Source organism: Streptomyces sp. Qhu_M48 (assembly GCF_051305195.1).
Lineage (GTDB): Bacteria > Actinomycetota > Actinomycetes > Streptomycetales > Streptomycetaceae > Streptomyces.
Genome location: NZ_CP195432.1, coordinates 7778194 through 7789946, shown reverse-complemented (window position 1 = coordinate 7789946; position 11753 = coordinate 7778194). Strand labels below are relative to the sequence as shown.

The following is an 11753-nucleotide window of genomic DNA, read 5'->3' as shown; positions in this document are numbered from 1 at the left end:
AGAAGGATCGAGCCGTTGGGCTGACGACCGCTGTGGCGCACACCACTACCGTCGTAGGCGTGACTGTGATCGCGACCGAAAGCCTCAGCAAGCGGTTCCCCCGGGTGACCGCTCTTGACCGGCTCTCCCTGGACATCGGGCCCGGTGTGACCGGACTCGTGGGTGCCAACGGAGCCGGCAAGTCCACCATGATCAAAATCCTGCTCGGACTCTCCCCCGCGACGGAGGGCCGCGCCGAGGTGCTCGGCCTCGACGTCAGCACCTCCGGTGGGCAGATCCGTGAGCAGGTCGGCTACATGCCGGAGCACGACTGCCTGCCCCCGGACGTCTCGGCCACCGAGTTCGTCGTCCACATGGCGCGGATGTCGGGCCTGCCCGCGACCGCCGCCCGGGAGCGGACCGCCGACACCCTCCGCCACGTCGGCCTGTACGAGGAGCGCTACCGCCCTATCGGCGGCTACTCGACGGGTATGAAGCAGCGGGTGAAGCTCGCCCAGGCCCTCGTCCACGACCCGAAGCTGGTCCTCCTCGACGAGCCGACCAACGGCCTCGACCCGGTCGGCCGGGACGAGATGCTCGGACTGATCCGCCGCGTCTGGACCGACTTCGGCATCTCCGTCCTCGTGACCTCGCATCTCCTCGGCGAGCTGGAGCGCACCTGCGACCACGTCGTCGTCATCGACGGCGGCCGGCTGCTCCGCTCCAGCTCCACCAGCGACTTCACCCGGACCACCACGACGCTCGCCGTCGAGGTCACCGACTCGGACACCCACCCGGACGGCACGGCGGCGCTCCGCGCGGCCCTGGGGAGCGCCGGCGTCACGATCCACGCGGGCGTGGAGGACGGCCTGCCCGGCGCCGGACACATCCTGCTCCTGGAGGCTCCGGGCGAGGAGACGTACGACCTCGTGCGGGACACCGTCGCCGGCCTCGGCCTCGGTCTCGTCCGCATGGAGCAGCGCCGCCACCACATCGCCGAGGTCTTCCGCCCCGAGGCGCCCCAGCACGAGGAGGTGCCGGCCCGATGAGCACCCAGATCCCCCAGCCCTCCCAGGCCGCTCCCGACACGACCCGGATCCACAACATCGGCTACCGGTCCTACGACGGCCCGCGCCTCGGCCGGGCCTACGCGCGCCGGTCGCTCTTCTCGCAGTCCCTGCGCGGTGCCTACGGCCTCGGCCGCAGCGCCAAGTCGAAGGTGTTGCCGATGCTCCTGTTCGCCGTGATGTGCGTCCCGGCGCTGATCCTCGTCGCGGTCGCCGTGGTCGGGAAGCAGTCCAAGCTCTCGATCGAGTACACGCAGTACGCGATCTACCTCCAGGTCGTCATCAGCATCTACCTGGCCTCGCAGGCACCGCAGTCGGTCTCCCGGGACCTCCGGTTCCGGACGGTGCCGCTGTACTTCTCCCGACCGATCGAGCGCGCGGACTACGTCCTCGCCAAGCTCGGCGCGATGGCCTCGGCGCTCTTCATCCTGACCGCCTCGCCGCTGCTGATCCTCTGGATCGGCTCGCTGCTCGCCAAGATGGACTTCGCCGAGCAGACCAGGATGTTCGGCCAGGGACTGGTCTCCGTGGCGCTGCTCTCGGTGCTCTTCGGCGGCATCGGACTCGTCATGGCGGCCCTCACCCCGCGCCGCGGCTTCGGCGTCGCCGCAGTGATCGCCGTCCTGACGGTCTCGTACGGGGCGGTCTCCACCCTCATGGGCATCGCCTTCGCCACCGAGAACGAGGGCGCCATCCAGTGGCTCGGCCTCTTCTCGCCGATGACCCTCATCGACGGCGTGCAGAGCGCCTTCCTGGGCGCCCCTCCGGGCTTCCCCGAACTCGGGGGTCCGAGCACCGGTGCCGGCGTGGTCTACGTGCTGGTCGTCCTCGCGCTCATCGCCGGCTCGTACGGCGTCCTGATGCGCCGCTACCGAAAGGTCGGGCTGTGACCGCCTTCCCTTCGCCCGCCGCCACCCCTCAAAGGAATGGGCCGCGCCCATGAGTACCCTCTCCATCGACCACGTCTCCCGCTGGTTCGGAAACGTCGTGGCCGTGAACGACGTCACGATGACGGTGGGCCCGGGTGTCACCGGCCTCCTCGGCCCCAACGGCGCCGGGAAGTCCACCCTGATCAACATGATGGGCGGCTTCCTCGACCCCTCCACCGGCAGCGTCACGCTCGACGGGCAGAAGATCTGGGGGAACGAGTCGGTCTACCGCCAGATCGGTGTCGTCCCCGAGCGGGAGGCGATGTACGACTTCCTCACCGGCCGCGAGTTCGTCGTGGCCAACGCGGAACTCCAGGGCCTCGGCGACAAGGAGGCCCAGGCGGCCCTCGCCACGGTCGAGATGGAGTACGCACAGGACCGGAAGATCTCCACGTACAGCAAGGGCATGCGGCAGCGCGTGAAGATGGCCTCGGCCCTCGTGCACGAGCCGTCCGTGCTGCTCCTGGACGAGCCGTTCAACGGCATGGACCCGCGCCAGCGCATGCAGTTGATGGACCTGCTGCGGCGGATGGGGGCGGAGGGCCGCACGGTCCTCTTCTCCTCGCACATCCTGGAGGAGGTCGAGCAGCTCGCCTCCCACATCGAGGTGATCGTGGCCGGGCGGCACGCGGCTTCCGGTGACTTCCGCAAGATCCGCCGACTCATGACGGACCGGCCGCACCGCTATCTCGTCCGCTCGAGCGACGACCGGGCGCTGGCCGCCGCGCTGATCGCCGACCCGTCCACGGCCGGGATCGAGGTCGACCAGGTGGAGGGCGGACTGCGCGTCCAGGCGGTGGACTTCGGGCGGTTCACGGAGCTGCTGCCCAGGGTCGCGAAGGACCAGGGCATCCGCCTCCTGACCGTCTCGCCTTCGGACGAGTCCCTCGAATCGGTCTTCTCTTACCTCGTCGCGGCCTGAAAGGAGCCTGACCGATGTACAACCCCACAGTCGCCCGGCTCACCTACCGGGCCCTCCTCGGCCGCCGACGGGCGCTGATCCTCTTCCTGCTGCCCGCTCTGCTGGTGCTCATCGCGGCGGCGGTCCGCGCCTTCAACGGGGCGGACGACCAGGTCGCCGCCGACGTCCTGGGCGGCTTCGCGCTGGCCACGATGGTGCCGCTGATCGGCGTGATCGCCGGGACGGGCGCGATCGGTCCGGAGATCGACGACGGCTCGATCGTCTACCTGCTGTCCAAGCCGGTGAAGCGGTCCTCGATCATCTTCACGAAGCTCATCGTGGCGATCGCCGTGACCATGGTCTTCTCGGCGGTGCCGACGTTCATCGCCGGATTCGTCCTCAACGGCAACGGCCAGCAGGTGGCGGTCGCGTACACGGTGGCGGCGCTGGTGGCCTCCATCGCCTACAGCGCGCTGTTCCTGCTGCTCGGCACGGTCAGCCGGCACGCGGTGGTCATCGGCCTCGTCTACGCGCTGGTCTGGGAGACCCTCTTCGGCTCCCTGATCTCCGGAGCCAAGACCCTGAGCGTCCAGCAGTGGTCGCTCGCCCTCGCGGAGAAGGTCACCGGTGACGGTCTGATCGACTCCGAGGTCGGACTCACCACGGCGACCGTCCTCCTCGTGGCGGTCACGGTCGTGGCGACCTGGTTCGCCGGCCACAAGCTGCGGACCCTGACCCTGGCGGGCGAGGAGTAGAAACCGAAGAGGAAGCGGTACGGCTCCGAGGGCGGGCGCCCCACCCCGGGCGCCCCACCCCGGGAGCCCCACCCCGGAGCCGTACCGCAACCCCCTCCTCTCACACCGTCCGGTCCCGGGCGGCGAGCAGCCCCACGCCGAGGGCGGCCGCGCAGACGCCGAGGACCACACAGATCGGCAGCGTCCAGGAGCCGGTGGCCTGGTGGAGGGCGCCGGCCGCCAGCGGGCCCGCGGCGGCGAGCAGATAGCCGACCGTCTGGGCCATGCCGGACAGCCGGGCCGCGGTCACCGCGTCCCCGGAGCGCAGCACGATGAGGGTCAGCGCGAGACCGACCGCACCGCCCTGGCCGACACCGAGCACCGCCGACCAGAGCCAGGCCCCCTCCACCGGCGCCACCATCAGACCGGCGTAGCCGGCCGCGACGAGCGTGGTGACGAGGACGATCAGCGGGCGCTGGCTCCGCATCCGGCCGGCGAGCAGCGGCACAACGAAGGCACCCGCGACCTGGATCAGGTTGTTGAAGGCGAAGACGACACCGGCGGTGGAGCGGCTCATGCCGTGGTCGGTGAAGATCGTCGGCATCCAGGCGATCAACACGTACGACCACAGCGACTGCAGGCCCATGAACAGGGTGACCTGCCAGGCCAGCGCCGAGCGCCAGACGCTCACCGGACGGGAGGCGGTGGCCGGGACGGCCCGTACCCCGTGGCCCGTCCGGCCCCGGGCGATCAGGACCTGGGGCAGCCAGGCGAGGGCGGCGACGGCGGCGAGCAGCGACCAGAAGGCGAGCGAGCCCTCCCAGCCGCCGCCGAGCGCCTTCTCCAGCGGCACGGCGGCCGCGGCGGCCAGCGTCGCCCCCGCGATCATCGCGCCCGTGTAGACCGAGGTCATCGCGGCCGCCCGGTCCGGGAAGTCACGCTTGATCAGGCCCGGCATCAGCACGTTGAGCAGGGCGATCGACGTGCCGACGAGGATGCCGCCGCCGTACAGCGCGTACACGGAGGGCAGCACGCGCGCGAGGATGCCGACGCCGAGCAGGAGCAGCGCCGCGAACAGCACGCGTTCGGCACCGAACCGGCGCCCCAGCCAGGGCGCGACCATCGCGCCCACGCCGAGGAACAGGACGGGCACCGAGGTCACGAGCGAGGTCGCCGTGGCGGAGAGCCCGAAGGCCGCGGAGATCTCTCCGACCAGGGGCGCCACGCCGGCCAGCGCGACCCGCATGTTCAGCGAGGCCAGCACGATCCCGATCAGGAGGAGTGCGGGATGCGCGAGCAGGGCCCGCCGGGCCGCCGCTCCGGACGCCGACGCCCGGACCCCGGCCTCGGCGTCGACGAGCACGGGCGGGGCGGAAGCCGTCGTACGGGTCTCGGCGGATCCCGGCGTCCGTATCTCGGCGCCCATCAGGAGCGCTCCGCCGGGGACGTCGAGGACGCCGGGGACGCCGGGGAGGTCGGGGAGGTCGAGGGCGTGGGGGACGCCGAGGACGCCGAGGTGGCGGGGGACGCCGGGGAGGCCGGAGATGGGGGCGACGTGGGTGACGTCAGCGCCGCGACCGTCTCCATCGGTGGCCGCAGCAGCTCGCGGGCCTGCCGCTCGGCCGCCTCCGGGTCGCCCGCCTCGATCGCCGCCACGAGGGCCTCATGGGCGTCGATGTCGACCGGTGGCATCTCCCGGTCGCCGAGGGCCTCCACGAGGACCTCGTGGACCTGTGCCGAGAAGAAGCGGTAGACCTCGACGAAGGCGGCGTTGTGGGTCGCGCCGACGACCGCCAGGTGGAAGGCGAGGTCCGCGTCCGCGTCCCGGTCCCCCTCCTCGCGCAGGGTGGTCAGCGCCGCCCGCATCCGCAGCAGGTCGTGGGTGTCCCGTCGTGCCGCCGCGAGCCGGGCGGCCTCGGCCTCCAGGGCGACCCGGAGTTCGAGGACGTCGGCCGCGCCCGCGTGCCGGACCCCGCGCAGGACGGCCGCCGGATCCGCGGTCGACCTGACGAAGGTGCCGTTGCCCTGACGGGACTCCAGGAGGCCCGCGTGGACCAGGACCCGGAGCGCCTCGCGGACGGTGTTGCGGCCCACGCCGAGTTGCTGCGCGAGCTCGTGCTCGGTCGGGATGCGGTCGCCGACCGCCCACTCACCGTCCGTGAGCTGCGTACGCAGCTGTTCCACGACGGAGTCCACCAGCGAGGTCCGTCCCGCCGCCCTGAGTGCCATGCCGCTCCGACCTCCCGATATGCCCGGTTGCCCAGTCATCCTACAACTGACTGCGGCCGGTACTCCGGACTACTGTGGGGCCGTACGCGGACCGAACACCCTCACCACCCTCGGGAGTCAGTCATGTCAGACCGCTTCGACGTCGTCGTACTCGGAGCTGGCCCCGGCGGCTACGTCGCCGCCATCCGCGCCGCCCAGCTGGGCAAGCGGGTCGCGGTCGTCGAGGAGAAGTACTGGGGCGGTGTCTGCCTGAACGTCGGCTGCATCCCCACCAAGGCACTGCTGCGCAACGCGGAACTGGCCCACATCTTCAACCACGAGGCCAAGACCTTCGGCATCAAGGTGGACGGCACCGTCTCCTTCGACTACACCGAGGCGTTCCGCCGCAGCCGCTCGGTCGCGGACGGCCGCGTCAAGGGCGTCCACTTCCTCATGAAGAAGAACGGGATCACCGAGTTCGACGGCCGGGGAACCTTCCTCGACGCGAACACCCTCCAGGTCGCCAAGTCCGACGGCACCTCGGAGACGATCCAGTTCGACAACTGCATCATCGCCACCGGCGCCACCCCGCGCCTGCTCCCGGGCACCGCCCGCAGCGAGCGCGTCGTCTCGTACGAGGAGCAGATCCTCGCCGAGGACGCCCCGCAGTCGATCATCATCGCCGGAGCCGGCGCGATCGGCATCGAGTTCGCGTACGTCCTCAACAACTACGGCACCAAGGTCACGATCGTCGAGTTCCTCGACCGGATCGCCCCGCTGGAGGACGAAGAGGTCTCCAAGGAGCTGGCGAAGCAGTACCGCAAGCTCGGCATCGACGTCCTGACCTCGACCCGCGTCGAGGCCATCGACGAGTCCGGCCCGCAGGTCCGCGTCACCGTCACCGGCAAGGACGGCGCCCAGAAGGTGCTGGAGGCCGACAAGGTCCTCCAGGCCATCGGCTTCGCCCCGAACGTCACCGGCTACGGCCTGGAGGCCACCGGCGTCGCCCTGACCGAGCGCGGCGCGATCGACGTCGACGGCCGCTGCCGCACCTCCGTGCCGCACATCTACGCCATCGGTGACGTCACCGCGAAGCTGATGCTCGCGCACACCGCCGAGGCCATGGGCGTCATCGCGGCCGAGACCATCGGGGACGCCGAGACGATGGAACTCGACTACCCGATGATCCCGCGCGCGACCTACTGCCAGCCGCAGATCGCCAGCTTCGGCTGGACCGAGGCGCAGGCCCGCGAGAAGGGCTTCGACGTCAAGGTCGCCAAGTTCCCGTTCGTGGCGAACGGCAAGGCGCACGGTCTCGGCGACGCCACCGGCTTCGTCAAGATCATCGCCGACGGGACCCACGGCGAGATCATCGGCGCCCACCTCATCGGCCCCGACGTCACCGAGCTGCTGCCCGAGCTGACCCTGGCCCAGCAGTGGGACCTCACCGTCCACGAGGTCGCGCGGAACGTCCACGCCCACCCGACCCTCGGCGAGGCAGTGAAGGAAGCCATCCACGGCATTGCCGGACACATGATCAATTTCTGAGGTTTCTCCCAGCTTCGGGTGATAGGCACTGAAAGGTGCCGATCGAAGCCGGAAGCAGTGGAACCAGCGGAGCCCCGCCGGGTGGCGAACCGTCCCGACCGATCAGGTCGTGGGTGCGTTCGTCACCCGGTACGCATCTCTGGCTGGCGGTCATCGCGATCACCAGCCTCGTCATCGCGCTGACCCCCGAGAGCGTCGACACCTATCTGCTCCACCGCAACAGCAGCAACCTCCACCAGCTCGCGCACCACCCACTGCGAGCCCTGCTCGGCAGCGCGTTCTGGATCGAGGACCCGGCCGGCCTCCTGCTGTACGCGGCCCTCTTCGAACTGATCCACGCGCCCGTGGAACGCTGGCTCGGCACCGCGAAATGGCTCGTCGTCGTCGCCACCGCCCATGTCGCGGCGACCCTGATCAGCCAGCAGGTCGTCCTGATCGCCATCCGCCACCACGACGTGCCGCGCAGCATGGCGCACGTCGTCGACATCGGGGTCAGCTACGGGCTCGCCGCCTCCGCGGGCCTCCTCGCCTACCGGCTGGCCCGCCCCTGGCGCTGGCTCTACCTCGCCGGAGTGGTGGCCTTCTTCGCCGTACCGTTCGCCGCCGAGCGCACGTACACCGACCTCGGGCACGTGATCTCACTGGCGATCGGCCTGGCCTGCTACCCGCTCACCCGGGGAGGAAAATCGCTCGCCCCCGAATGGGGGCCGGGCGCACACTAGTTGTACGGAGGGCACGGGGGATCCTCCGAAGGGAGGGGCGGCCACTTCGAGCGCGCGGACCTGGTCCGCGCGGGCCGCCCCTTCTCTCTTCGCCGGGCTCGCTCCACCCATGGGGTCCCGGTCAGGCCGACAGCAGGCGCTCCAGGACGACGGCGATGCCGTCCTCCTCGTTCGAGGTCGTGACCTCGTCCGCGACCGCTCGCAGCTCGTCGTGCGCGTTGCCCATGGCCACGCCGTGGGCCGCCCAGCCGAACATCGGGATGTCGTTCGGCATGTCGCCGAAGGCGATCGTCTCCGCCGCCTTCACCCCCAGCCGGCGCGCGGCGAGCGAGAGACCGGTCGCCTTGCTCAGGCCGAGCGGAAGGATCTCCACGACCCCGGGCCCCGCCATGACGACGTCCACGAGACCGCCGACCGTCGCGCGGGCGGCCCTGGTCAGCTCGTCGTCCGACAGCGTCGGGTGCTGGAGGTAGAGCTTGGTCAGCGGCGCCGCCCACAGCTCCGCCGGGTCCTCGTACGGCACGTACGGCAGCGGCCCCGGGTGCGCCCGGTAGCCGGGGCCCATCAGGACCTCGCCCTCCAGACCGTCGCGGCTGGCGGCCAGCGCCAGCGGGCCGACCTCCGCCTCTATCTTCGACAGGGCGAGCCCGGCCAGCTGCCGGTCCAGGGTCAGCGAGGTGAGCAGTCGGTGCTCTCCCGCGTGGTAGACCTGCGCGCCCTGGCCGCACACCGCGATGCCCTCGTACCCGAGGTCGTCGAGGATGTGCCGGGTCCAGGGCACCGCCCGGCCGGTGACGACGATGTGCGCGGCGCCCGCCTCCGTGGCGGCGGTGAGCGCGTCCCGCGTGCGGGCCGAGACGGACTCGTCGGCCCGCAGCAGCGTGCCGTCGAGATCCGTCGCGACCAGGCGGTAGGGGAAGGGGCTCACTTGGCGATCGGCTCCAGGACCTCACGGCCGCCGAGGTAGGGCCGCAGCATCTCCGGCACCCGCACCGAACCGTCGGCGAGCTGGTGGTTCTCCAGGATCGCCACGATCGTGCGCGGGACGGCGCACAGCGTGCCGTTCAGGGTGGCCAGCGGCTGCACCGTCTTCTTGCCGCCCTGCTCGTCGCGCATGCGGACGGAGAGCCGGCGGGCCTGGAAGCTGTTGCAGTTCGAGGCCGAGGTCAGCTCGCGGTACTTGCCCTGGGTCGGGATCCACGCCTCGCAGTCGAACTTGCGGGAGGCGGAGGCGCCGAGGTCGCCGGTGGCGACGTCGATGACCTGGAACGGCAGCTCAAGACCGGTCAGCCACTGCTTCTCCCAGTCCAGGAGCCGCTGGTGCTCGTTCTCCGCGTCCTCGGGCGCGACGTACGAGAACATCTCGACCTTGTCGAACTGGTGGACGCGGAAGATGCCCCGGGTGTCCTTGCCGTACGTGCCGGCCTCGCGGCGGAAGCAGGGCGAGAAGCCCGCGTACCGCAGCGGCAGCTTGTCCGCGTCGATGATCTCGTCCATGTGGTACGCCGCGAGGGGCACCTCGGACGTGCCGACGAGGTAGTAGTCGTCCTTCTCCAGGTGGTACACGTTCTCCGCGGCCTGGCCGAGGAAGCCGGTGCCCTCCATGGCGCGCGGTCGGACCAGTGCCGGGGTCAGCATGGGGATGAAGCCGGCCTCGGTGGCCTGCGCGATCGCCGCGTTGACCAGGGCGAGCTCCAGGAGGGCGCCGACACCGGTCAGGTAGTAGAAGCGCGAGCCGGAGACCTTGGCGCCCCGCTCGACGTCGATGGCGCCGAGCGCCTCACCGAGCTCCAGGTGGTCCTTGGGCTCGAAGCCCTCGGCCGCGAAGTCGCGGATGGTGCCGTGCGTCTCCAGGACGACGAAGTCCTCCTCGCCGCCGACCGGGACGTCCGCGTGGACGATGTTCCCGAGCTGGAGCAGGAGCTGCTTGGCCGTCTCGTCGGCCTCGTTCTGTTCGGCCTCGGCGGCTTTGACGTCGGTCTTGAGCTGCTCGGCCTTCTGGAGGAGCTCGGCGCGCTCCTCGGGCGTGGCCCTGGGGATCAGCTTGCCGAGCGCCTTCTGCTCGGATCGGAGCTCGTCGAAGCGGACGCCGGACGACCTGCGCCGCTCATCGGCGGAGAGCAGGGCGTCGACGAGCGCGACGTCCTCTCCACGGGCGCGCTGGGAGGCGCGAACACGGTCGGGGTCCTCACGGAGCAGGCGAAGGTCAATCACCCCACCAGGCTACCGGTGCGTGTTCGCCCGCCCCCACCGGATAACGTCACGCGTGTTGCCACGCGTGTTGTTTTGCCCGAATTGAGACCTGGGAAATGCTGGGCTTCGGGCCTTCGCATTCAGTTATCCACAGGCTGTGTGGAAGATCTGTGGACTACGGGGGAGATCGCGGTGATTTCCCGCTCCGCCCTTGGGAATTCTGTGACCAAACGCCATTGAGGCACTCATTTGGGTGGGAATTGCTCGCCCAAAGAGTTGATGGGGCGAGGGGCGCTGACGAGGGCGGCTTCCGGCGCTGTGGACAGTCGCGTGGGGCCGGGGAGTGACTAGGGCGATTTGTCGACCTTGTCGGGGCGAGCTGTCGACTTGTCCCCAGGTCGAGCGGGGACCCTGTGGATAACCGCTGTGGGTAACTGAAAAATATGCAGGTAGGACTAGCGGTTCGGGCCTGTGGACGAACGCTCCCGTCGCCGGGAGCGTTCGGTCACCATCGGGTCAGGCCCGACCGTCCTGGGCTCTCGCCAGCCAGTCGGAGGCCGCCATGAACTCCCCGTCCGAGGTGCCGCGCCGCAGCGCCGCCACGTCCTCGACCGCGACGCCCGCCCTCGGGTACGAGCCGAGGAAGCGCACCTTGGGGCAGATCCGCTTCAACCCCATCAGCGCCTCGCCCACCCGCCGGTCCGAGATATGGCCCTCGGCGTCCACGGCGAAGCAGTAGTTCCCGATCCCCGCCCCCGTGGGCCGGGACTGGATCAGCATCAGGTTCACCCCGCGCACCGCGAATTCCTGGAGCAGTTCGAGGAGGGCACCCGGATGATCGTCACCCAGCCACAGCACCACCGAGGTCTTGTCCGCGCCGGTCGGGGCCGCCGGCCTGGCCGGCCTGCCCACCAGGACGAACCGGGTCTCGGCGTTCTCCGCGTCGTGGATCTCGGTGACCAGCGCTTCGAGACCGTACGTCGTCGCCGCGAACTCCCCGGCGAAGGCGGCGTCGAAGCGGCCCTCCTGGACCAGCCGGGCCCCGTCCGCGTTGGACGCGGCCGACTCCCACACCGCCTCGGGCAGGTTCGCCCGCAGCCAGTTCCGTACCTGCGGCTGGGCCACCGGGTGGCCCGTCACCGTCTTGATCTCCGACAGCCTGGTCCCCGGCCGCACGAGCAGCGCGAAGGCGATCGGAAGCAGCACCTCGCGGTAGATCATCAGCGGTTCGCCGGAGGCCAGCTCGTCGAGGGTCGCCGTCACCCCGCCCTCGACCGAGTTCTCGATCGGCACGAGCGCGGCGGCGGCCTCCCCGTTCCGCACGGCGTCGAGCGCGGCCGGGACCGAGACCATGGGGACGAGTTCCCTCGTCGCGGCCTCGGGCAGCGTACGCAGCGCGGCCTCCGTGAAGGTGCCCTCGGGGCCGAGATACGTGTACCGGGTGGCGGACATACCGTCACCCTAATGGGCTC

11 protein-coding genes are annotated in these 11753 nt (G+C 70.6%); 6 read left to right on the top strand and 5 right to left on the bottom strand.

Features of this window, described 5'->3' with window-relative positions; all coding sequences use genetic code 11:
- The first annotated feature begins 65 nt into the window (after positions 1-65).
- The 4 genes from ACRRSS_RS35160 to ACRRSS_RS35145 are packed head-to-tail and all read left to right on the top strand — an operon-like array spanning position 66 to position 3631.
- Positions 66-1028, top strand: a complete 963-nt coding sequence (locus ACRRSS_RS35160) for an ABC transporter ATP-binding protein (RefSeq protein WP_435975505.1) — start codon at positions 66-68, stop codon at positions 1026-1028.
- Positions 1025-1936, top strand: coding sequence for an ABC transporter permease (locus ACRRSS_RS35155; protein ID WP_435975006.1), 912 nt, complete (start codon positions 1025-1027; stop codon positions 1934-1936). Before ACRRSS_RS35160 ends, ACRRSS_RS35155 begins: the two co-directional genes overlap by 4 nt.
- Before the next feature lie 49 nt (positions 1937-1985).
- Positions 1986-2897, top strand: coding sequence for an ABC transporter ATP-binding protein (locus ACRRSS_RS35150; RefSeq protein WP_435975005.1), 912 nt, complete (start codon positions 1986-1988; stop codon positions 2895-2897).
- A gap of 14 nt (positions 2898-2911) precedes the next feature.
- On the top strand, positions 2912-3631 hold the full coding sequence (locus ACRRSS_RS35145; protein WP_435975004.1) for an ABC transporter permease: 720 nt from the start codon (positions 2912-2914) through the stop codon (positions 3629-3631).
- Positions 3632-3731: 100 nt separating this feature from the next.
- Here the strand turns inward: ACRRSS_RS35145 and ACRRSS_RS35140 are convergent, their stop codons facing one another.
- Entirely contained in the window at positions 3732-5036 is a 1305-nt protein-coding gene (locus ACRRSS_RS35140; RefSeq protein WP_435975003.1) for a CynX/NimT family MFS transporter, read from the bottom strand.
- A complete protein-coding gene (locus tag ACRRSS_RS35135) occupies positions 5036-5839 on the bottom strand; it encodes a FadR/GntR family transcriptional regulator (RefSeq protein WP_435975002.1) in 804 nt (267 codons plus the stop codon). Before ACRRSS_RS35135 ends, ACRRSS_RS35140 begins: the two co-directional genes overlap by 1 nt.
- A gap of 123 nt (positions 5840-5962) precedes the next feature.
- Between ACRRSS_RS35135 and lpdA the strand changes: the two genes are divergently transcribed.
- Both lpdA and ACRRSS_RS35125 read left to right on the top strand, forming a co-directional pair.
- Positions 5963-7366, top strand: coding sequence for a dihydrolipoyl dehydrogenase (lpdA, locus tag ACRRSS_RS35130; protein WP_351894614.1), 1404 nt, complete (start codon positions 5963-5965; stop codon positions 7364-7366).
- Positions 7367-7479: 113 nt separating this feature from the next.
- Positions 7480-8088 carry a rhomboid-like protein gene (locus ACRRSS_RS35125; RefSeq protein ID WP_435975001.1) on the top strand — a complete coding sequence of 203 codons (609 nt, stop codon included), beginning with the start codon at positions 7480-7482 and terminating at the stop codon, positions 8086-8088.
- 121 nt (positions 8089-8209) lie between these two features.
- Here ACRRSS_RS35125 and ACRRSS_RS35120 read toward each other — a convergent pair whose 3' ends face one another.
- The 3 genes from ACRRSS_RS35120 to pheA all read right to left on the bottom strand — a co-directional run bounded on the left by ACRRSS_RS35120 (position 8210) and on the right by pheA (position 11733).
- The gene (locus ACRRSS_RS35120) at positions 8210-9016 is read right to left on the bottom strand and encodes an HAD family hydrolase (protein WP_435975000.1); all 807 of its coding nucleotides are present in this window, start codon (positions 9014-9016) and stop codon (positions 8210-8212) included.
- Positions 9013-10302 carry a serine--tRNA ligase gene (gene serS, locus ACRRSS_RS35115; RefSeq protein WP_435974999.1) on the bottom strand — a complete coding sequence of 430 codons (1290 nt, stop codon included), beginning with the start codon at positions 10300-10302 and terminating at the stop codon, positions 9013-9015. Before serS ends, ACRRSS_RS35120 begins: the two co-directional genes overlap by 4 nt.
- A gap of 495 nt (positions 10303-10797) precedes the next feature.
- Positions 10798-11733 (bottom strand): prephenate dehydratase, encoded by a 936-nt coding sequence (gene pheA / locus ACRRSS_RS35110; RefSeq protein WP_351894608.1) that lies wholly within the window; start codon positions 11731-11733, stop codon positions 10798-10800.
- Positions 11734-11753: the final 20 nt, after the last annotated feature.